At 40.8% G+C, this 23,682-nt stretch carries 16 protein-coding genes and 1 pseudogene; 3 read left to right on the top strand and 14 right to left on the bottom strand.

Annotation, left to right across the window (positions count from 1 at the left end; translation table 11 throughout):
- Positions 1 to 185: 185 nt before the first annotated feature.
- Positions 186 to 1,319 (top strand): poly-beta-1,6-N-acetyl-D-glucosamine N-deacetylase PgaB, encoded by a 1,134-nt coding sequence (gene pgaB, locus ACPUEY_RS06245; RefSeq protein WP_425121539.1) that lies wholly within the window; start codon positions 186 to 188, stop codon positions 1,317 to 1,319.
- Here pgaB (ACPUEY_RS06245) and pgaD read toward each other — a convergent pair.
- From pgaD to sdhC, 14 genes and pseudogenes are all read right to left on the bottom strand, one after another.
- Positions 1,285 to 1,791: a poly-beta-1,6-N-acetyl-D-glucosamine biosynthesis protein PgaD gene (gene pgaD / locus ACPUEY_RS06240; protein ID WP_092819979.1), complete on the bottom strand. Its 507-nt coding sequence runs from the start codon at positions 1,789 to 1,791 to the stop codon at positions 1,285 to 1,287. The genes pgaB (ACPUEY_RS06245) and pgaD overlap by 35 nt on opposite strands.
- Complete coding sequence (gene pgaC, locus ACPUEY_RS06235; protein WP_092819980.1) at positions 1,784 to 3,052, bottom strand: poly-beta-1,6-N-acetyl-D-glucosamine synthase; 1,269 nt, start codon at positions 3,050 to 3,052, stop codon at positions 1,784 to 1,786. Before pgaC ends, pgaD begins: the two co-directional genes overlap by 8 nt.
- Positions 3,052 to 4,890 carry a poly-beta-1,6-N-acetyl-D-glucosamine N-deacetylase PgaB gene (gene pgaB / locus ACPUEY_RS06230; protein ID WP_425121538.1) on the bottom strand — a complete coding sequence of 613 codons (1,839 nt, stop codon included), beginning with the start codon at positions 4,888 to 4,890 and terminating at the stop codon, positions 3,052 to 3,054. Before pgaB (ACPUEY_RS06230) ends, pgaC begins: the two co-directional genes overlap by 1 nt.
- Entirely contained in the window at positions 4,890 to 7,361 is a 2,472-nt protein-coding gene (gene pgaA / locus ACPUEY_RS06225; protein WP_425121537.1) for a poly-beta-1,6 N-acetyl-D-glucosamine export porin PgaA, read from the bottom strand. Before pgaA ends, pgaB (ACPUEY_RS06230) begins: the two co-directional genes overlap by 1 nt.
- 373 nt (positions 7,362 to 7,734) lie before the next feature.
- Positions 7,735 to 8,625: a succinate--CoA ligase subunit alpha gene (gene sucD / locus ACPUEY_RS06220; protein WP_425121536.1), complete on the bottom strand. Its 891-nt coding sequence runs from the start codon at positions 8,623 to 8,625 to the stop codon at positions 7,735 to 7,737.
- Positions 8,626 to 8,637: 12 nt separating this feature from the next.
- Entirely contained in the window at positions 8,638 to 9,804 is a 1,167-nt protein-coding gene (gene sucC, locus ACPUEY_RS06215) for an ADP-forming succinate--CoA ligase subunit beta (protein ID WP_425121535.1), read from the bottom strand.
- Positions 9,805 to 9,986: 182 nt separating this feature from the next.
- Positions 9,987 to 11,420 (bottom strand): dihydrolipoyl dehydrogenase, encoded by a 1,434-nt coding sequence (lpdA, locus tag ACPUEY_RS06210; RefSeq protein ID WP_425121534.1) that lies wholly within the window; start codon positions 11,418 to 11,420, stop codon positions 9,987 to 9,989.
- Positions 11,421 to 11,480: 60 nt separating this feature from the next.
- Positions 11,481 to 12,698: a 2-oxoglutarate dehydrogenase complex dihydrolipoyllysine-residue succinyltransferase gene (odhB, locus tag ACPUEY_RS06205; RefSeq protein ID WP_131273315.1), complete on the bottom strand. Its 1,218-nt coding sequence runs from the start codon at positions 12,696 to 12,698 to the stop codon at positions 11,481 to 11,483.
- On the bottom strand, positions 12,698 to 15,538 hold the full coding sequence (locus tag ACPUEY_RS06200; RefSeq protein ID WP_425121533.1) for a 2-oxoglutarate dehydrogenase E1 component: 2,841 nt from the start codon (positions 15,536 to 15,538) through the stop codon (positions 12,698 to 12,700). The genes odhB and ACPUEY_RS06200 overlap by 1 nt, the downstream gene beginning before the upstream one ends.
- 153 nt (positions 15,539 to 15,691) lie before the next feature.
- Positions 15,692 to 15,784 (bottom strand): annotated as a pseudogene (locus ACPUEY_RS06195) (hypothetical protein); the annotation flags it as partial.
- A gap of 584 nt (positions 15,785 to 16,368) precedes the next feature.
- Positions 16,369 to 17,079 (bottom strand): succinate dehydrogenase iron-sulfur subunit, encoded by a 711-nt coding sequence (locus ACPUEY_RS06190; protein WP_425121532.1) that lies wholly within the window; start codon positions 17,077 to 17,079, stop codon positions 16,369 to 16,371.
- A 14-nt stretch (positions 17,080 to 17,093) separates the two neighbouring features.
- Positions 17,094 to 18,992: an FAD-binding protein gene (locus tag ACPUEY_RS06185; protein WP_425121531.1), complete on the bottom strand. Its 1,899-nt coding sequence runs from the start codon at positions 18,990 to 18,992 to the stop codon at positions 17,094 to 17,096.
- A gap of 12 nt (positions 18,993 to 19,004) precedes the next feature.
- Positions 19,005 to 19,370, bottom strand: coding sequence for a succinate dehydrogenase, hydrophobic membrane anchor protein (gene sdhD / locus ACPUEY_RS06180; RefSeq protein WP_092819989.1), 366 nt, complete (start codon positions 19,368 to 19,370; stop codon positions 19,005 to 19,007).
- Positions 19,370 to 19,768 carry a succinate dehydrogenase, cytochrome b556 subunit gene (gene sdhC / locus ACPUEY_RS06175; protein ID WP_131273317.1) on the bottom strand — a complete coding sequence of 133 codons (399 nt, stop codon included), beginning with the start codon at positions 19,766 to 19,768 and terminating at the stop codon, positions 19,370 to 19,372. The genes sdhD and sdhC overlap by 1 nt, the downstream gene beginning before the upstream one ends.
- 1,013 nt (positions 19,769 to 20,781) lie before the next feature.
- Between sdhC and gltA the strand changes: the two genes are divergently transcribed.
- Together gltA and ACPUEY_RS06165 are read left to right on the top strand one after the other, a co-directional pair.
- The gene (gene gltA, locus ACPUEY_RS06170) at positions 20,782 to 22,059 is read left to right on the top strand and encodes a citrate synthase (RefSeq protein ID WP_092819990.1); all 1,278 of its coding nucleotides are present in this window, start codon (positions 20,782 to 20,784) and stop codon (positions 22,057 to 22,059) included.
- Positions 22,060 to 22,857: 798 nt separating this feature from the next.
- Positions 22,858 to 23,682 (top strand): KGG domain-containing protein (locus ACPUEY_RS06165; protein WP_425121530.1); only part of this gene is annotated, 825 nt, incomplete at its 3' end.

Below are 23,682 nucleotides of genomic sequence, written 5' to 3'. Positions count from 1 at the left end.
CGGCATCACAATCAGGTAACAATAAAACAAACATCAATACATTGATAATTTTTTGAAAAATTCAATAACCAATAAAAGCGAGTATAACAATGAATAATTTTAAAAATTTATACCAGAACAGGCTTAGCCGTTGCCTTTATTGGAGCTTAGGCTGTCTGCCATTGTCTACACAGGCTGCAGATCTCGTGCAAATCAAACAACATCCTATTGATGCAATTGTGCAGCAAAATATGACACAAAAATCAGTTGCACCGCCATTTAAAAAAACCGGAAAAATCGATCAGATGCGTATCATGCATATCGATATCGACTATGTTTATGATAAAGATAAAGCGCAGCAGAAAAAAAATCTTCAGACTCTATTACAGCGTATTAACAAGATTCAACCCAATACCATTTTCTTGCAAGCCTTTGCCGATCCTGATGCCAATGGTTCAGCCGATCAGGTCTATTTTAAAAACCGCCACATCCCAAGCAGGGACAATCTTTTTCCTGTTCTTGTTAGCCAGATTCGCAGCAAGACTCAGGTCAAGCATATTTATGCCTGGCTCCCCTTAATGGCGTGGGAATTTCCAAAAAGTTATAAACTGACTTATGTCTCACATTACGACGGCGGAAAACAGGGTTATATTCGGGTTTCTCCCTTTGATCCTAAAAACCTTCAATATGTTTCCGAGATTTTTGTAGATTTTATCAAATCAAATGCGGTAGATGGTGTGCTCTACCATGATGATGTTACGCTGAATGATTATGAGGACAGCTCTGCTCCGGCACAAAGCATGTATCGGGCCTGGGGATTTGGTGCAGATCAATTATTAAAACAGCCTCGGCAATCCAAACAATTAGAGTTTGCAAAATTCAAAACAGCCTATCTGGATCAATTTGCTGCAGGTATTACCAAAATCATTAAACAACAACAGCCTCATCTACTGACTGCACGCAATATGTATGCACCTGTGGTCTTAGAGCCTCATAGTGAAAACTGGTTTAGCCAATCCATGCCCAGTACTTATCAATATTATGACTACAATGCCATTATGGCGATGCCCTATATGGAAGAAGCGGATGACCATCAACAATTCTATTTGGATCTCGTAAAACGGTCAAAAAAATATGACCCAGATTTGAGTCATACGATTTTTGAACTTCAGGCGTTGAATTGGCGAAATAATCAAAAACTTTCCACCGAAGAAATTGTGGATACCATCAAGTTTTTAAAAAAACACGGGGTAAAACATATTGGTTATTACCCCGATGATTTTGTAGAGGAACATCCTCAACCATCTAAGCTGAAATCCGCTTTTTTAACTGGTGATTAGTCTCAAAAAATTCCAGAAACCCTTTATTATTATAATAAAGGGTTAAATTCCTAGCCTGCTGCATATTGATAATATCTGCCGTATTCACCTTAAAACTACTGGCAAGTTGCGGTACTGCGACCGCTACTGGGGTTTTTCTACGATCCTTACCTGAAAAGCGAGCCCAGTTATAAGTTGCCCACAGCAACAGCAGACCAATAAAGCTTAAAATCATCACAACAATATTGATTAAACTTAATGGGCTATTGGGTTGGGCTTGTATAACCAGTTGCTGATAAATGGTTTGACCTTCAAACCACCATAAAAACAGGGTCAACACTGGCATAAATAACCACATAAACATAAACCAACCCACAATTTGTAAGCTGTAACCCGCGCTTTTATTACGTACATATTCAGGTTGATCAATATACGCTGGCAGTTCTAATTTTGACTCATCTTCAATTAAATAATATTTATATACTTTAGTCATTTTCTGGCGCTCCTCTAAATCCACGATCTGGGCTTACCCAACGTGCACGTTTTTGAGTCTTGAAAATCGTTTTAGGTAATGCAACCACTGTCGTCAGCATAGTGAGAACCCAGAAGAACAATGGATACCAAATGACCCAAAAATAGTTTCTGAAGATTCGGGCTTTATCATAGGGCTTATCGATACATAAACTAACAAAGAATTGAATAAGGCAAGTCAAACCCAGAATAATCCCGTACCATTGTGGAAAGAGAGATTGAATTGCCCACTCTCCGGGTAAAGAAAAAAACAGACCATATAGATATAGAATAATAATACCGAACATCACATATGCCCAAACCACACTGACAATAGACTCTAATGCAATAGGCCACATACGGCGTCGATTCCACTTAAATAAGCTCGGTAAATAAGCAAATAAAACCTCTACTCCTCCTTGTGCCCAACGCAAACGCTGTTTCCATAAACCTTTAAAAGTTTCAGGCATATAGATATAGCACAGTGCTCTTGGGACATATTGCAGGTCCCAATGATCGAACTGTAAACGCCATGATACATCGATATCCTCCGTGATCATGTCATCACGCCAATATCCAATCCGGTCTAGCGCCGTTTTACGAAAACCGACTATTGCGCCTGAAACAGTAAAGATTCGTCCATAGGTGCGTTGTGCACGTTTAATTAATCCAATAATAGAAGAGAATTCACCCACCTGAATTTTGCCCAGAATACTGGAGCGGTTCAAAATACGTGGATTCCCCGTGACTGCCCCAACCCTTGGATATCTTGTTAAATGATGCATCATCCATAGCACTGCATGCGGATGGATTAAGGCATCACCATCTATACACACCAGATATTCATTTTGACTCACCATTGCACCGGCACGTAAAGCATAGGCCTTGCCCTGATTTTCAGCCAAATGGACAACTCTGAGTTTCGGATATTTTTGCAAAAGTTCATCAAGAATTTCGGCAGTTTTATCCTGACTTCCATCATTTACTGCAATGACTTCAAAATCCGGATACTGCGTTTGCATGGCAAATTTTATGGTATCCCGAACCTGGGCTGCTTCATTAAAACAAGGAATAATAATACTGCATCCATGTTCGCTAGGATGAGGTAATGGCGGTTGCTTGCGTTCATGTTTTAAATAGAACCAGATTCCCCCCGCAATCCAAAGCCAAGCCATAAATAATGGGTAGAAAAAAGCAAAGCCGAAATACACATCACTAATTTGAAATAAACTTGAGTCAGTCATTATTTCCTCCCCTTCGCAGTATTATTTTCATATGGATTACGATAAGTGAGTGGACTGGTATTAATACTTAAATCTTGGTAAAGATGTTCTTGAACTTGTTGTCCAGCCTTTAATTGATAATTATTAATCCCAATTTTTTGTACGGATAATTTTTTTAATTCCTGATAATATTGTGAATACTCTTTCCAGTCGCTTCGTTTTGCATTCTGATTTACTGTAAAACTCACGATTAAATACTGTTTTTGTATACTGTTTAATTTTTCGAGTTGTTTTTCTAAAGTTTTAAATATTCCAGCATCTTTCACCGGATCAAATTCAATATAAAGAAAATCCTTATTATTTAAACTGTATTCCATCAAAGGCATTAATCCATCTACATGCTTATCCTTTAAGGTAATTTTCAAAACAGTTTGATAATTATTACTAATATTAGTGTAATATTTTGCCTGTTTTTTAGCTTGATCTTTTATATCAAAAACCTTTTTTATTTTTTGAGCGCATTCTCCATCCCAGGTCTGTTTCTGTATTGCACAGTCGAGCTCATCTCCAATATCGATCATTACACCTTCAACTGAAGAATTATATTTAACCAATTCTGCAGTGAGATCTGCAAAATTGAGCCCCTGTTTGGTTTGTAAACTAATCGGTAATTCAGCATATACCCGATTACCTACACGGGTGCGCGCTTGCCAAACTGTACGATTTAATAAATCTTTACGCATGCCCAGTTGACGATTTGGGAAATAGGCAACATCTATTTTTCCATCACCATTCTCATCCGCTACGGTTTTTAATAAAATGGTATTGGTTTGTAATGCACTAACCTGATCTAGAAATTGCCCAAGCTTTTGATCAAAAATTTCATTATTGGGACTGACCATTTCAGCCAAATCAAAACGGATATAACTTCTACGTTGCTTATGGATATCACTGGCAAAAGTCAAAAAATCCAGCATTTCTGCATGTAGCATTTCAGGGGTCGGGTTATTCATGACCAAGGCGCGTTGATAGGTTTGCCCCGAATCAGCAAGGGTGGACATACTGCCCAAACTAAATGACATAGGCAGACCCGCTTTTTCTGCAAGTTCTTCACTTTCCTTGGTCACGGCACCATAAGGCCAGAATATAGCCCTTGTATCTATTGCTAATTCAGTGTCTAAAATTTTCTTAGACTGTTTTAAATCATCTATAACCCGTTTTTGATAGGCTTGATCTGACTCGTAACGTTGATATTTTGGCAAAAATTGGCGTGTAATTGCCGCAGGTTGCATACTTTGTTGAGGATTGGCAAGTATACCTTTATGCAAGTTATCCGAATGTGAAACAAACTCTACCAGACCTGAACGTTGCATTTCCCGCATTTGATCCCAGGTCATCAAGCTATTTTGACCATAGGCCTCATAAGCATCTTTGGTATTCCCATTAATCCAGCTCGTCGGAATAGCAAAAGCAGCGAAATATTTATACTGTTTCAATAACGGGAAAACATGGGTATAACTACTGATTGCCCCATCATCAAAGGTTAATAACACTGATTTTTTTGGTAATTTCTTTTTCTTTTGCTGGGCATCCCATACATCTTGCAAATTAATCGTTTGCCAGCCTTCCTGTTTTAGCCATGCAAAATAGCGTCCTAAATTTTTGGTACTAATTGCATACAGATCCCGATCTCCGTCACGGGCAACATCATCCCGAACATCATGAAAAGTGATGGTCACAAATAAATTATCAGGTATTTCAGTGGTATTTTTAGTTATATTTTGAGCAAAAACCGTCACTGGAACGGCGAATGCCGTTACCATGACAGCAGAAAGTAAGGTTTTTATCACGTGTTTCATTAAAAAATTCCTTTAAAGCCCACTGTTGCATACGTTTTTTCTTCATCTTCACCATCATAAGGATGAGTTCCCCATCCTATGCCATAGTTCAGACGCCATGTCCGAGAAAGCTGCCAATCATGTTCATAAAAAACGTTATAAATTGGCTTGCTGGAATAGTTATCTTGTCCAAAAGTCCCAATGGTAGCTTCAAAATGTTGAGTGAAATTCCTGTCATATCTACGCCACGTAATCCACTCATGCTGTAAATTCAGTTCTGCACTATAACTTTCTTCAGGATTGAAATAGTCCACAATGACATCTTTGTTCTGGCTGTAATAACCAGCTAGAGTCAAACTGGTGGTATGATGCGGAGCTTGAAAAATCTGTTGTTTAAGGTATGCCGAAACCTCTTGGCGTGTATTGTCATCATCAATATCGGTTAACTGATAGACAAGACCTGCCTTACGGGATTCATGCTGTTGCCAATTCAAATCAAAGGTATAAGATTTTCCTTCATTGCCATTTCTGATGGCCTGTAAAGGAATATCCGCCTGACTATTAAATCCTAATGCGTACTGCCAATGATCATTCAGCCATTGTGACCAATTGAGCTTGACCCCAAAACGGTCTTGATCTTGTTCATTGTCGATACTCTGAGACAACATGATATTTACCGCTTTACGACGCGATGCCCATTCCAGCCCTAGACCTACACGTTGATCTTCAATGGTGCCGATATCATATTCACCAGAACGAAAACTGTGATCAACATAGGTACGATAATTATCAAAAAGCCATGGGCTATGAATGCGTGTGAAATGATCCTGCTCACGGTTCCCCCTCAAACGATCGAGTAAAGCCGAGTTATCGGAGTCACTTTCTGAAAAATTACTCAGGTGTTGAATAGAGGCATGATTACGGTCATTCAGTTCTTTTTTATTTTTTACTACAGTCGTATCTTCAGGCATGGTTTGCATGAGTTCAGCACTTTGGATACGCCATTCCTGGATATTTTCCAAAGCTCGCAGGTTTTCTAAATGACGGATTCGGATGCCTTCATCTACCGGTATGACGCCATCCCATTGAGATACGATCCATTCAGCACGTTGCGGGTTTTCACGCAAAAGTTGAATAAATGCGCGATTATTTTGGAAAAGTACGTTATTAGGCGCTTTTGCAATCAATTGTTCATAATATTGTTCGGCTTTGGCATATTCTTGACGATAGGCATAATTCAGCCCGACTAAAGCTAAATACTCACTTCGGTCATCATGGGTAACTTTATCCACACCTTTAGCATTACTGTATTGAAAAGTAGGTAAGGCTTTGTCCATTATTTTTAATAATTGATCAGCTTCCTTATATTTCTCCTGCTCAATTAACGAGTAATATAAGCCTGCATACAACTCAAAATGCGCATAGTTCTTTTCTTGCAGCAAATTTTTATAAATTTTTTCAGCGATTTGAGGCTGTTGATTCTTAAAGTAGGCATCTGCAATAGCCTGACGCACATAAGGAGGCATCTGTTCTATAGGCACGCCAGTTTTTGGAATTTGCTCGAAGACTTTTTGAGAGCGATTTCGTTCGTTTAAGGCATAAATGTATTCATAGTAAAATCGTCGCTTCCAACTCGGATCATTCGGCAGTTGCGATTCGTACTGTTCCATATCCGCGAGCACTTCATCAAGTGGCTGGTACGGCTGTTTTCGACCTCTATAAATGGAAAGCTTATAATATTCCACTGCATTTTGAATGCGCTGGGAAAATTCATTAATTTTGGCATTGGCTCTCAGATCGGCATTTTCTTTGAGTGATTGACTATTTTGTATAAAATTTTCCGCATTGGCATAATCTGCATTGGTCAGCAAGGCCAATGCATACTGTTCTTCGGTACTCACATCCTTGCTTTTTTCAATAGCCAAATTAGCCGTACTCAATGCCTCTACCGGCATATCTAGCAACCGGTAAGTATAAGAAAGCTGGGCTAAATAATCTGCTTCAACCTTATTAATGTCGACCTGAGAAAGTGTTTTTTTCGCCTGTGCCTTTTTACCCGCTTCTGCCTGCAATATGCCTGTCCAGACAATCCATTGTGGATTGGAATCGGTTTTTGCAAAGGTTTTGGCCCAGTTTTCTGCTAACTCAAATTTCTTTAAGTCGCGTAATGCCTTGATGACATATATTTTTCCATAGTCTGGAAATTGTTGACTTTGTATACCCTTTAGGTAGCGAATATCCGACTCTGCAAACTTTTTATTTTCATAAGCCATTACTACAAAATCAGCAATCAGTTTCTGATTATTGGGATAGCGGCCCAATAATTGTCTGAGTTTTTGTAAACCAGTGTCCACCTGGCCCTGTTTAATTAAAGGTATAACTTTTTCACGTTGTTGATCCACAACGTCCTTATAGATCAATTCTGCGTATGACAATGTAGAAAACAGTAAAGTCCCACAGGAAAGCGCGAGTACAGTGAAATTAAAGTTCATAATTAAAATATTCTTTATTCATTGTTATTAATGCTGACATTGTAATCCACAATATGTGAATAAAAGAGCAAATTAATAAAATATTGTGTTTCGTTTTGTGTTTTTTATTATTATGTGTGATATAAATCACATTATTTTAAATATAAATTATATTGTTTTTAATCTGATTATTTTAATTTAACGATAATATTTTCTTTATTCAAGCAACCTACAATTTTCATACAACAAGCTATTTTAACGGGTTGTAAAAATATCCTTCCTTACAATCTACTATTTTAATTTAAAATTCCTCAACGTTAGATTGTCACCCATATCAAATATTATGCAATAAAAAACCCTCAAAAGAGGGTTTTTTTATTGCACTTGTTATGTGTCACACCAAACCTTTATTCTTCAACACTTCAAACATGGTTGAGCCAAGTTCTGCAGGACTACGGGTATAAGCCATACCGGCTTTTTCAAAGGCTGCAAATTTTTCTTCTGCTGTGCCTTTACCACCAGAAATAATTGCCCCGGCATGCCCCATACGCTTGCCTTTAGGTGCCGTTACCCCTGCAATATAACCCACAACCGGCTTAGTCACATGAGACTGAATATATTCAGCGGCTTCTTCTTCTGCGGTTCCGCCAATTTCACCAATCATGATGATAGCTTCGGTTTGCGGATCTTCCTGGAACAGTTTCAGGCAATCAATCTGGTTCATGCCTGGAATTGGATCACCGCCAATGCCAATACAGGTGGATTGACCCAAGCCTAATTTAGTAGTCTGTGCCACTGCTTCGTAGGTCAATGTTCCGGAACGGGAAATAATGCCGATTTTACCTGGCTGATGAATATGTCCCGGCATAATCCCGATTTTGCACTCACCCGGTGTGATAATACCTGGACAGTTTGGCCCGATCAGACGTGTGCCATTACCGTTGGTTTCTAAATAGCGTTTGGCTTTTAACATATCCAGTGTTGGCACACCTTCCGTAATCACCACAATCAGCTCAATCCCAGAGTCTACTGCTTCTACAATTGAATCCAATACAAATGGTGCAGGGACATAAATCACAGAGGCATCTGCATCTGTTTCTTTGACTGCTTCTTTCATTGTATTAAAAACAGGAAGATTTAAATGGGATTGACCGCCTTTTCCAGGAGTTACCCCACCAACGACTTTGGTGCCATAGGCTAAGGCTTGTTCTGAGTGAAATGTACCATTTTTACCTGTAAAACCTTGTACCAATACTTTCGTGTCTTTATTGATTAATACGCTCATGTTTGATACTCCTTAAGCTTTTACAGCAGCAACAATTTTTTCTGCAGCATCGGCCAAACCTGATGCAGAAATTAACGTTAGTCCAGATTCATCCAATAACTTGGCACCCAGTTCTGCATTATTCCCTTCCAAACGCACAACGACCGGCACGGCTACATGAACTTCCTGAACCGCTGCAATAATGGCTTCAGCAATCATGTCACAACGTACAATCCCACCAAAAATATTAATTAAAACCCCTTGTACCGAACTGTCTGCCAAAATAATTTTAAAGGCTTCAATGACACGTTCTTTGGTTGCACCCCCTCCCACATCCAGAAAGTTTGCCGGCTGACCGCCATACAGTTTGATGATGTCCATGGTTGCCATGGCAAGACCGGCACCATTGACCATACAGCCAATGTTACCTTCTAGGGCTACATAATTCAGGTCATGCTCTGAAGCTTTCAATTCACGTTCATTTTCCTGAGATTTATCGCGCATCGCTGCAATTTCGGGCAAACGATACAAAGCATTAGAGTCGATCCCGACTTTGGCATCCACACATAAGATGTCACCATTTTCACGGACTGAAAGCGGGTTAATTTCAAATAAGGCAAAATCATTTTCAATGAATGCCTGATAGGCTGCAGTCATGATTTTGACAAACTGATTGATCTGCCCATCTTTTAAATTCAGTGCAAAAGCCACTTCACGCGCCTGGAATGGCAATAAACCCACCAGCGGGTCAACTTCAACTTTAATAATTTTTTCAGGTGTTTCTTCAGCAACCTTTTCAATTTCGACCCCACCCTCCGTGGATGCCATAAAGGTTACCCGACGGCTGGAACGGTCAACCACTGCACCGAGGTATAACTCGCGTTCAACCGGGTAAACATCTTCAGAGACTAAAATGCTGTTGACTGGCTGCCCATTGGCATCGGTTTGATAAGTGACCAAACGTGTACCCATAATCTGGTTAGCATAGTCTGCGGCTTCTTGTGCAGACTTCACCACTTTTACTCCACCGGCCTTACCACGCCCCCCGGCATGAACCTGGGCTTTGAGTACTGCAAATTTTCCTCCAAGCTGTTCAAAAGCTTGTACGGTTTCTTCTGCATTTGTTGCCAGGATACCCTCTTGCACCGGCATACCATATTTTTTTAATAACGTTTTTGCTTGATACTCATGTAGATTCATTGAACAACCTTTTACTACTTATTTGACTTTGTTATTACGTTCACCAATATTTTTTGGTTCACATCAATCAATATTGGTATTTTTTAGAACTTAAAATGATTCTTATCTTTATTTTTAGATGATTGTTCTAATAAAAACAACTATCAAATGTAAAAAGAGCGGCCTAAGCCGCTCTTTTTTTATTACTTACGCTTACGTTGAATCGCGTGAATCGCTCGACCATCTACAGCCAAAGCAGCTTCATGAACCACTTCAGAGAATGTAGGGTGACCAAATGTCATCAACTGTAAATCTTCAACAGAAGATACAAACTCAAGTGCGATCATACCTTGGTGTACGATATCAGACGCAGCAGGTCCAATCACATGCATGCCCAATAAACGGTCAGTTTTTGCATCAGCAACAAACTTCACGAAACCAGCATTTTCGCCAGCTGCCATTGCACGACCATTTGCAGCAAAGCCGAATTGACCTGTCTTAACGTCATGGCCTTTTTCTTTTGCTTGCTCTTCTGTTAAACCGACCCACGCCGCTTCTGGGTGTGTGTAAATTACAGAAATGATGGTGTCATAGTTCACTTGAGCAGCATGACCGTGAATACGTTCAACGGCCATTACGCCTTCTTCCATTGCTTTATGAGCAAGCATTGGACCACGTACCAAGTCACCAATTGCATATACGCCTTCAACAGAAGTCGCACACCAGTCGTTTACTTCAACCAGACCGCGTTCAGTTAACTTAATGCCTGAATCTTCAGCCAATAAACCTTCAGCATAAGCACGACGACCTACACAAACGATCAACTTGTCGAAAGTTTGAGTTTTGTCTTCGCCACCTTGAGTGTACTTAACAGTAACTTCACGGCCATTTACTTCAGTACCAGCAACTTTAGCGCCAACACGAATATCCAGACCTTGTTTAGTCAATACTTTTTGGTAGTCTTTCGCCAATGCTTTATCAGCCATTGGCAAGAATGCATCCATTGCTTCAAATACAACAACTTCAGCACCCAGACGACGCCATACTGAACCCAGCTCAAGACCGATGACACCCGCACCAATTACGCCTAGACGTTTAGGTACTTCAGGGAATTCAAGTGCGCTAGTTGAATCAACAATGATGTCTTGATCTACAGGAGCTACAGGAATGTTTACCGGTACTGAACCTGTCGCAAGAATGACATATTTAGGTTCAAGAATTTGAGTTTCACCTTCGTGAGATACAAATTCAACTTTTTTACCAGCAAGTAATTTACCGGTACCTTTTAACCATTCGATACCGTTACCTTTTAGAAGGCCATCGATACCCATTGTTAATTGGTTTACGATTTTGTCTTTACGAGCAAGCATTTTTGCAAGGTCGAATTTCACTTCACCAGTTGCAATACCGTGATCTTCTAAGTGATGCACTGTATCTTCATAACGGTGTGAAGAATCAAGCAAAGCTTTAGACGGGATACAACCTACGTTTAAGCAAGTACCACCTAAGGACGGTTTGCCTTTATGAATACGTTTTTCGATACAGGCAACTTTGAAACCAAGTTGAGCTGCACGAATTGCTGCTTCATAACCACCTGGTCCACCGCCGATAACAACAAGATCAAACTGTTGAGACATGTTTATCTCCAAAAATGGGCCTAGAGTTTCGCTCTAAGCCCATGGATTTATTCTATAGAATTAAAGGTCAAGGATAAGACGAGCAGGTTCTTCTAACAATTCTTTGATTGCTACAAGGAAACCTACAGCTTCTTTACCATCAATTAAACGGTGGTCATAAGACAGTGCCAAGTACATCATTGGCAAGATTTCTACTTGACCATTCACTGCCATAGGACGGTCTTGGATTTTGTGCATACCCAAGATTGCAGTTTGTGGTGTGTTCAAAATTGGTGTAGAAAGCAATGAACCGAAAGTACCACCGTTGGTAATAGTGAACGTACCACCAGTCATGTCTTCAATGCCTAACTTACCGTCACGTGCTTTAGCAGCATAAGCGCGAATACCGTTTTCTACTTCAGCATAGTTCATGCGGTCAGTATCACGTAATACAGGAACCACTAGACCACGGTCGCTTGATACAGCTACACCGATGTCATAGTAACCGTGATAAACAATGTCATCACCATCGATAGAAGCGTTTACAGCCGGATAGCGTTTCAGTGCTTCAGTCGCTGCTTTAACGAAGAATGACATGAAGCCCAGACGCGCACCATGACGCTTTTCGAATGCATCTTTATACTGAGCACGCATTTCCATGATTGGTTTCATGTTCACTTCGTTGAACGTAGTCAACATTGCTGTTGATTGAGTCGCAGCAAGTAAACGCTCAGCAACACGTTTGCGAAGACGGGTCATAGGAACACGTTTTTCGATACGCTCACCCACAGCAACGCTTAAAGGCGCAGCAGCAGGAGCCGCTGGTTTAGCTTGATGGTTTGCAACATCTTCTTTAGTGATGCGGCCACCGCGACCAGTACCTGCTACATCGCTAGCTGCAATACCAGTTTCAGTCAATGCTTTACGCACTGCTGGAGCTTGGTCTTGAACAGGCTGGCTACGTTCTACCACAGGTGCAGCACCCGCTTCAGTTTGAGCTGCAGCTTGTTCAACTTTCTCTTCAGATTGAACGGCTTGAGTTTGCGCAGCGCCAGAAACAGCACCTTCTTCAAACTGTGCAATCACTTCATTTGACAGCACTGTGTCGCCTTCATTTTTAATGATTGACGCAATTGTACCGTCCGCAGGAGCAACAACTTCCAAAACAACTTTATCAGTTTCGATATCACAGATCACTTCATCACGTGATACCGCTTCACCTGGTTGTTTATGCCAAGTTGCGATCGTACCGTCAGCAACTGACTCTGGGAATACCGGTGCTTTAATTTCGGTTGCCATTATTTAGAATCTCCTGATTGTTCAGCTGCAATCGCGAGTGCGTCATTTACCAGCTGAGCTTGTTGTTTTGCGTGCAAATATGGTGAACCACATGCCGGTGCAGCAGAAGCTTCACGGCCTGCGAAGCTAATACGTACTTGTTTACCTGATTTCATCACGTCGTCATATAGACGCGGTGCGATGAACAACCAAGCACCTTGGTTTTTCGGTTCTTCTTGAGCCCAAACCACTTCTTTGATATTTGGGTAAGAAGCAAGTACTTCAGCAATGCGTTGTTCTGGATATGGGTACAATTGTTCAATACGAACGATTGCAGTGTTGTTTAATTCCTGTTCACGACGTTTTTCAAGCAAGTCGTAATAAACCTTACCACCACAAAGTACCAGACGAGTCACATCAGACTTGTTGATGTTGTCGATTTCGTCAATCACAGTCTGGAATGAACCATTTGCAAGCTCTTCAAGCGTAGAAGTTGCAAGTTTGTGACGAAGCAATGACTTCGGCGACATGATGATCATTGGCTTGCGGATTGGACGAAGTGCTTGACGACGCATCGCATGGAAAATTTGCGCTGGGGTAGTCGGTGTCATCACCTGCATGTTGTCTTCAGCACAAAGCTGCAAGAAACGTTCTAAACGTGCAGATGAGTGTTCTGGACCCTGACCTTCAAAACCGTGTGGAAGAAGCATGGTTAAACCACACACGCGTTCCCATTTGGTTTCGCCAGATGCGATGAACTGGTCAATCACGACTTGCGCACAGTTCGCAAAGTCACCGAACTGCGCTTCCCAGATAATTAAGCTCTTTGGAAGCGTCGTTGCATAACCGTATTCAAATGCAAGTACCGCCATTTCTGACAATAAAGAGTCATAAATTGCTGTACGTGGCTGGTTTTCTTTCAGGTTACATAATGGAATGTAAGTTGAACCGTCCACCTGGTTGTGCAATTTCGCATGACGGTGTGAGAATGTACCACGACCCACATCTTCACCGGTTAAGCGAACCAGGAAGCCTTCATCCAGAATAGTTGCATACGCTAAAGTTTCTGCAGCACCCCAGTTCAATGGCATTTCACCCGTTTGCATTTTCAGACGGTCATCAATCACTTTTGCAACCTGACGTTGCATCACGAAGCCTTCTGGAAGCTCACGCATTTTGGTACCGAGTTCTTTCAAGCGTTCGATTGGGAATGATGTATCCCATTCGTCTGTATATTCGTGACCTAGGTATGGAGTCCAGTCAACAAACATTTTGGTATTTGGTTCAAGTACCAATGCATTGGCAACATGCTTGCCTGCTTCAAGGTCTGAACGGTATTGTTCAACCATTGCATCAGCAGCAGCACGATCCAGAACACCTTGTTGTACAAGTTGGTCAGCATAAAGCGTACGAGTGGTCGCTTTTTTGTTAATTACCTGATACATCATTGGTTGAGTTGCAGCTGGCTCATCCGCTTCGTTGTGACCACGACGACGGTAACAGAACATGTCAATTACAACGTCTTTACGGAAAGTATGACGGAAGTCATGTGCCAATTGAGAAACAAACAATACAGCTTCAGGATCATCACCATTCACATGGAAGATCGGTGCCTGAATCATTTTCGCGATATCAGTACAGTATTCTGTAGAACGTGCATCACGTGGGTCAGAAGTTGTGAAGCCAACCTGGTTGTTGACCACAAGATGAACTGTACCACCTACGGTATAACCACGCGTTTGTGACATCTGGAAGGTTTCTTGGTTAACACCTTGACCTGCAAATGCTGCATCACCGTGAACAATGATTGGCAATACATCGTCACCGCCAATGTCTTTACGACGCACTTGACGCGCACGTACAGAACCTTCAACCACAGGACCTACAATTTCAAGGTGCGACGGGTTAAATGCCAATGCCAAGTGAACTTCGCCGCCTGGAGTCATCACGTTAGATGAGAAACCTTGGTGGTATTTAACGTCACCAGAACCTTTTTTGTGCAGTGATTTACCTTCAAACTCGCCAAACAGGTCAGCCGGGTTTTTACCCATGATGTTCACAAGCAGGTTTAAACGGCCACGGTGAGGCATACCGATAACCACTTCTTTACAGCCTACAGAACCTGCGCGTTGAATCAGTTCATTCACCATAGGAATGAAAGATTCACCGCCTTCCACACCAAAGCGTTTTGCACCAACGTATTTATTACCGAGGTATTTTTCCAGACCTTCAGCTGCTGTTAAGCGTTCTAAGACGTGTTTTTTCTGTTCAGCAGTGAAACCGAATTGGCCTTTTGCACTTTCAAGACGTTGTTGAATCCAGCGTTTTTCTTTGGTATCAACAATGTGCATGTATTCAGCACCAATAGAAGCACAATAAGTTGCTTCCATTGCCTGAACCATTTCAGCTAAAGTTGCTTCAGTCTTACCGATTGCAAGGTTGCCCGTGTTAAACACTGTGTCTAAATCAGATTGAGTCAAACCATGCGCAGCAAGATCAAGATCAGGCACGATTTCACGCTTAGCCAGACCTAATGGATCTAATTTTGCTTTTTGATGACCACGGTTACGATAAGCTGCAATGAGTTGCAATACGCCAATTTGACGACGCTCATGCTCAGAACTTACAGCACTTTGAATCACAGGTTGAACGCGACTTGAGTTGCGACCTAATAAAAGGAATTGCTCACGTACATTGCTATGTGGTTGATCACCTTTAGGGAATTTACCGAAGTATTCTTGCCAGTCAGCACCTACTGAATCTGGAGCCGTCAAATACTGCTCATAAAGTTCTTCAATATACGCTGCACTGTCAGCGCTAAGTTCAGTGTCAAGACGCAGTGCGTCAGCAACTTCTTGCATTTGTGGACCCATTTCCTATTGCAAAAACATTTTCAGGATGCTTTTTAAGCGAACCCATGATTAATAATGTCAAATTGGTAACATGACATTAGTCCCCATAAGGCATAAGCCATGAGGCGTGATCACTACATTAGGAATAACCCAATGTGAATAATGAATCATAACGCCCTCATTGGCATCATCACTCATTGATATATACTCGACCAAAACCGAGCAATTTTTTGCAAATCGACTTAGAAAAAATAACTACGTGACTTAATTTTTCTAAAACGATTTATATTTATTTATAAACCTTATACATAATTTCAAATGTTGAAAAAATGTACGCAAATACAGGGCTTTTTTTAAATATAGCTTTGTGTCAAATCGTAACATGTTCTCCAGTTGCAATTGATTTTTTTGACACATACCTCTCATAACTTAGCGAAATACACATCTAACATTTTCATCTAACATATGGTGCTTTATCTCATAATTAGATTCAATCTAGACCAAAGTCCTAGCCCACCTCACCATATATAACAAAAGAGAGCACAATATTTAAACTGGCTCTCTTTATCTGCGTTATATAATAACATTTTAATCTCAAATTTGCAGATTCAAGCCTAAAATTAGTGCTTTAATCACCCATTCAAACCATCCCACCAGACCCAGATCGTTTTTAAGCAAAATTCTGCTTTTGTTTTAATCAATTATATATTTTTTAACACCGCTGCACACCCCCACTCCCATCTATTCATATAAGCATTTAGTATTCCATACTTATTTACAACTATTAAAAGTATAAAAAAAGCACACCTATGGGTGTGCTTTTTTTTGACTGGAGCAGATTAGCCTGCCTGGTCTAACAACATGCTACGGATGTGACCGATAGCTTTAGTTGGGTTAAGACCTTTAGGACAAACTGATACACAGTTCATGATGCCTTTACAACGGAATAGCGAGAACGGGTCGTCAAGACGAGCCAAACGCTCTTGAGTTGCAGTATCACGAGAGTCAATGATAAAGCGGTAAGCATTCAACAATGCTGAAGGACCCAAGAACTTGTCAGGGTTCCACCAGAATGACGGACATGAAGTTGAACAGCATGCGCAAAGAATACATTCGTATAAACCGTCAAGGTGTTCACGATCTTCAGGAGACTGTAAACGCTCTTTCGGTGGCGCAGGCTGGTTGTTGATCAAGAACGGATGAATTTTATTGTACTGATCGTAGAACTGGTTCATGTCTACAACCAGGTCTTTAACCACTGGAAGACCTGGAAGTGGACGAACAGTAATTACTTCCGGTAAGTCGTTCAGGTTCCACAAACATGCCAAACCGTTTTTACCATTGATGTTTACACCATCAGAACCACAAATACCTTCACGGCATGAACGACGGAACGTTAAAGATTCGTCTTGTACTTTCAACGCAAGAAGAGCATCAAGCAACATACGGTGCTTGTCTGTCAATTCAAGTTTAAAAGTTTGCATGTACGGTGCTTTATCCTTGTCAGGATCGTAGCGGTAGATATTAAATGTACGAGTACCTCTACTCATCTTACTTCTCCCTATTAGAATGTACGCGGTTTAGGTGGAATTGCAGCAACCGATAAAGGCTTATAACGCACTGGCTTGTACTCAAGATGGTTGTCAGCAGAGAACCATAATGTGTGCTTCATCCACTCATCATCACGACGACCGTATGGATAATCCGCATGTTCTGGCGGCAATTCAAAATCGACCACCGTATGCGCACCACGACATTCTTTACGAGCAGCAGCAGAAATCAGTGTTGCTTTCGCCACTTCATACAAGTTTTCAACTTCCAAAGCTTCAATACGTGCAGTGTTGAATACTTTAGATTTGTCTTTCAAGTGAATGTTACGAACACGTGGCTCAATCGCAAGAATTTGCTTCACCCCTTCTTCAAGAAGTGCAGATGTACGGAATACACCAGCGTGGTCTTGAACGATATCACGGATTGCATCAGCAACTTCTTGAGCATTTTCACCTGAAGTTGATTCATCCAATTTACGAATACGCTCAACAGTTTGTTCAAGCACAGTCGTAGGAAGCGGTTGGTACTCATCACCATGATGTTTAGTTACATAGTCAATGATATGTTGACCAGCAGCTTTACCAAATACAACCAAGTCAAGCAATGAGTTTGTACCTAGACGGTTCGCACCATGTACCGATACACATGAACATTCACCAATTGCATAGAAACCTTTCACTGGTTTAGTGAAGTCACGGCCTTCCGCATTTGTAGAATAAACATCAGTATCTTTGTTGTAGTGTGCTTCAAGCGGAGTTATTTCGCGAGATTCAGGAACTACAACCTGACCATGAATATTCGTTGGAATACCACCCATTTGATAATGGATTGTTGGTACTACCGGAATTGGCTCTTTGGTGATATCCACGTTCGCGAATTTCTTACCAATCTCGAATACAGATGGAAGACGTTTCATGATTGTGTCAGCACCCAGGTGCGTCATATCAAGAAGGATGTAGTCGCCTTTAGGACCACAACCACGACCTTCTTTGATTTCCTGGTCCATAGAACGTGATACAAAGTCACGTGGCGCCAAGTCTTTCAAAGTTGGAGCATAACGTTCCATGAACGGTTCGCCGTCTTTGTTACGAAGGATTGCACCTTCACCACGACAACCTTCAGTTAACAATACGCCTGCGCCCGCAACACCCGTTGGGTGGAATTGCCAGAATTCCATATCCTGTAATGGAATACCTGCACGAGCCGCCATACCAAGACCGTCACCAGTGTTGATATACGCGTTAGTAGATGCACGGTAAACACGACCTGCACCACCTGTAGCGAACAATGTTGCTTTCGCCTGGAATACTGCAATTTTACCAGTTTCTTGGTCAATAGCAGTTACACCCAGTACGTCACCCTCTTCGTTACGGATCAGGTCAAGAGCGATCCATTCAACGAAGAATTGCGTACCCATTTTCACGTTGCTTTGATAAAGCGTGTGAAGAAGTGCGTGACCTGTACGGTCAGCTGCAGCACATGCGCGAGGAACTGCTTTTTCACCGTAGTTTGCAGAGTGACCACCGAATGGACGTTGGTAAATTGTACCGTCTGCGTTACGGTCGAATGGCATACCCAAGTGTTCTAATTCATAAACCACTTGTGGCGCTTCACGCGTCATAAATTCGATCGCGTCTTGGTCACCTAACCAGTCAGAACCTTTTACGGTGTCATAAAAGTGGTAGTGCCAGTTATCTTCCTGCATGTTACCAAGAGATGCACCAATACCACCCTGTGCAGCCACAGTATGAGAACGTGTTGGGAATACTTTAGTCAGTACCGCAACTTTCAAACCCGCCTGAGCAAGCTGGTAAGATGCGCGCATACCTGAACCACCACCACCAACGATAACAGCATCGAAAGTTTCGTGTGGAATATTTGTGTAATCTTCTTTAGGGGTTATAGCGCCCATGATATTTTCCTATCAATTCGCCCAAAAAATCTGGATCGCCCAGATTGCATATGCAAATACAGCAATAATGACTGCTGAAGTCAGCACCAAACGCAAGCCTGAAGCTGAAGGACCCATTTGACGAGTAGTCACATAATCCGTGAATACCTGCCACATGCCGATCCAAGCGTGTGCGACAAGAGATAAGACTGCCAATAAAGACATAATCTTCATTGGTAATGTCATCATAAAGCCAAACCATTGTTCATAGTTAAATCCACCATTAAGAAGGATCCAACCCAATACCACAACAGTATAAACAGCTAATACAACAGCACTTACACGTTGGATAAACCAATCGCGAGAACCTGAACCCGTTAAACCTGTAGCACTTTTCATTAGAGAACAATCCATACAAATGATGCGACAATTGAAATCGCAGCCAAGATCAATGAAATAGTAGCTGCTACACGACCACTTTGCAGTTCTTCAGCAAAACCAAGGTCAGCAAGTAAATGCTTAATACCCATAATAAAATGGAAAAGTAAGCCGGCTACAAATACCCATACGATAAAGCGCACAATGAAGCCGCTAAAGATTGCCTGAACTTCAGCAAAACCTTCAGCAGAAGACAATGATTTGTCTAGAAGCCACAAAAGTACCGGTACAAGTAAAAATACGATGACACCAGAAAGACGGTGTAGAATTGATGCAATAGCCACAGGGGATTTTAAGTTTACTTCTAAAACTTGACCCATGGACAAATTGACAGGTCTGTTGCTTTTCACAGCGGGCATCCTGTAAGTAAAAACTCCATCCGGAGTTTGTTGGAATTAATTCGAAGGAAAGCTAGCATTTTTAGGCAATTACTCTATCCAGTAATGCCTAATTTTAAAACGACACTGAATTATAAAACGTGAACTATCAAAACACAAACAATCACATTTAGCTTTTCCATAAAAAAATGTTAAATAAGAATCATTAACATAAAATCCACAAGTCAAGCAGACAAAATACATCTAAGAAAACAGAGCTATATACTTGGTTTTTATTAAATAAAAGTCGATTTTATTTATCGTTTTTAGCTTTGAGAATTTAATTTATTTATTTAGACTAAAGATGAACAAAAGAATTACTATATTTTACAACAAACTTAACCACATTTATATCATTTATGATAAATTTCATTTTTAATATAAATATATAGCATTTATAAAAATTATATCAACTTAAGATCATGAAATGAAATAATCACTTAGTCTGTGAATAATTCCCCACTACAGCAAAATCATGCTGATTTTTTCAGCAAAATTATGGTTTATTTTTCCCAATTTGAACAAATAACCAGCATTTCCACCCACTTTTAGCAGTTATTTTTTAACCAAACAAACTTTATTTTACTTTTAATTTATCGCTTTTAATTATGACCAATAAAACAGCAAAAAATACAATAAAAAGATGTAAGTTACGAAAATTATAATAATTTTAAATATTAAACTTGATATAAACTTTCAGTCTATCAGAGTTTTTAGGAATTAAAAATTGCCTACAATTCCCACAACATGCATATTTTTTTCTGCAACTTATTTTCATTTGACTTATTATACGGCGTCGATACTGATATTTTCCTCATGGCTACTGGATTTTGTGATCCAATCCTTATGAGGGTGTCGTTTTATCCATAAGTATAATTGACAAAATTTCAGTACTCTCTAATCTTATAGCAAATTTTTGATCCGTCTGATTCGCGCATTAAAAGATTAGTACTACGAGTCAGATAAAACATTCACCAGGACAGGAGATCTATTGAATGTCTGCAGCAACTGGCAAAAAAGCCGTTTTACAGCTTGATGGCAAAGAAATTGAATTACCAATTTACAGCGGCACATTGGGCCCAGATGTAATCGACGTTAAAGATGTGTTGGCCGCAGGTCACTTTACTTTTGATCCTGGTTTTATGGCAACCGCTGCATGTGAATCTAAAATCACATTCATCGATGGTAATAAAGGTGTGCTTTTACACCGCGGTTACCCAATCGACCAGCTTGCAACTAAAGCAGACTATCTAGAAACTTGCTACTTATTGTTAAACGGCGAACTTCCAACTGCTGAACAAAAAGTAGAATTTGATGCTAAAGTTCGTAACCACACTATGGTTCACGACCAAGTTAGCCGTTTCTTCAATGGTTTCCGTCGTGATGCTCACCCGATGGCAATCATGGTTGGTGTAGTTGGTGCGCTTTCTGCGTTCTATCACAACAACCTGGACATCGAAGATGTTAACCACCGTGAAATTACTGCAATCCGCCTGATTGCTAAAGTTCCTACGCTAGCAGCTTGGAGCTACAAATACACAGTTGGTCAACCATTCGTTTATCCACGTAACGACTTGAGCTACGCTGAAAACTTCCTATACATGATGTTTGCTACTCCTGCAGACCGTGACTACAAAGTTAACCCAATTCTTGCGAAAGCAATGGACCGTATCTTCACACTTCATGCTGACCACGAACAAAACGCTTCTACGTCTACAGTACGTCTAGCAGGTTCTACGGGTGCTAACCCTTATGCATGTATCGCTGCTGGTATCTCTGCACTTTGGGGTCCTGCTCATGGTGGTGCGAACGAAGCCGTTCTTAAGATGCTTGATGAAATCGGCACTGTAGAAAACGTGGCTGGCTTCATGGAAAAAGTGAAGACTAAAGAAGTTAAACTCATGGGCTTCGGTCACCGTGTGTACAAAAACTTCGACCCACGCGCGAAAGTAATGAAAGAAACTTGTGATGAAGTTCTTGGTGCTCTTGGCATCAACGATCCACAGCTTGCTCTTGCTATGGAACTTGAACGTATCGCGCTTTCTGACGAATACTTCATCAAACGTAACTTGTACCCTAACGTAGACTTCTACTCAGGTATCATCCTTAAAGCGATTGGTATCCCGACTGAAATGTTTACTGTAATCTTCGCACTTGCACGTACAGTGGGCTGGATCAGTCACTGGTTAGAAATGCACAGCGGTCCTTACAAAATCGGTCGTCCACGTCAGCTTTACACTGGTGAAGTTCAACGTGACATCCAAGGTCGTTAATTCATTTAGAATTGATTACTAAAAAAACCACCCATATGGGTGGTTTTTTATGTCTTTTACTTCTGCCCAACTATTTTTAAAATCAAAATTTTAATTATTTTTGAAGAAAAAATGTCTTTTATGCTTTATATATAGCATTCTTTGGCTTTTGATACTTTTTATAAAATGGCCACGTACTATTTTAAATAAACAACAATATAATTTTTTCATTTTTTAAAAAATAGAAATCCAACTTAACAATTAAAATGATCCGCCAGATTTAAATGTTAATGATTCACATACACACCCTCACTCATTTCATTTGAATTCAGCATTTATTATGCTTTTAGAATTAAAATCAGCATCTATACTTATCTTCTACCCCCTTTTTTTCATTTATACCTTTAAAAATTGTAAAAGTCTTATCAATAGACTTCTTACATCATCCCCTTTACTCTTCTATGAGATGAAATAAAGAGGTTAGGAATAATTATGAAAGACGTTTATTCTAATTTTATACATTTTAAATACAAATTAAATTCATATACCAACAGCACATTAAAATATTTTATAGTTAATTTTTTATAATAAGCTCATATATAACATCAAGTAACAACAGAGTATTATATTGTTATTCACCTTATTTATAAAAAAATAAAGCCATTTAATTACAGTCCATTACCAGTATATTTTTTATTTATTATTTACATTAACAATAATAGAAACACATCATTTATTTATTAATAAATTATTTCTTTTAATTTATTAGAGTTGTTTATTACAACAGTCTTACCCAAAAATAAAGATAGGACGAAAAAAATGGCTAATCGAAGTAATGAAAATGAAACAGAACATTCAAATCGCGGATTTGCAAGTATGGATCCCGAAAGACAACGTGAAATAGCAAGTAAAGGTGGTCATGCCGCGCATGAAAGTGGGCATGCTCATGAATTCACCTCAGAGGAAGCCCGTGCAGCCGGTCAAGCTGCTCATAGAAGCGGACATGCTCATGAATTTACCTCGGAAGAAGCGCGTGAGGCAGGTGCGCGCAGCCATATGAATACAAGCGGTCGCAGCCGTTATGATGACGACGATGACCGTGGTGGTCGCTCTAGTCGTAGCCGTTACGATGATGATGACCGTGGTGGTCGCTCTAGTCGTAGCCGTTATGATGATGACGATGACCGTGGTGGTCGCTCTGGTCGTAGCCGTTACGATGATGACGATGACCGTGGCGGTCGTGGTCGCAGCCGTTACGACGATGACGATGACCGTGGCGGTCGTGGTCGCAGCCGTTACGACGACGATAATCGCGGTGGCCGCTCAGGCCGAGGTCGTAGCCGTTATGACGATGATGACCGTGGTGGCCGTGGTCGTAGCCGTTATGATGATGACGATGACCGTGGTGGTCGTGGTCGCAGCCGTTATGATGACGATGATCGCGGTGGCCGTGGTCGTAGCCGTTATGATGATGATGACGATGACCGTGGTGGTCGTGGTCGCAGCCGTTATGATGACGATGATCGCGGTGGCCGTGGTCGCAGCCGTTATGATGACGATGATCGCGGTGGCCGTGGTCGTAGCCGTTATGATGATGATGACGATGACCGTGGTGGTCGTGGTCGCAGCCGTTATGATGACGAT

This window comes from Acinetobacter sp. G11 (assembly GCF_049808495.1).
In the GTDB taxonomy this organism is placed as follows: domain Bacteria; phylum Pseudomonadota; class Gammaproteobacteria; order Pseudomonadales; family Moraxellaceae; genus Acinetobacter; species Acinetobacter kookii.
Note: the sequence above shows the minus strand (reverse complement) of the source record. Positions and strands in the feature narration are given on the sequence as shown.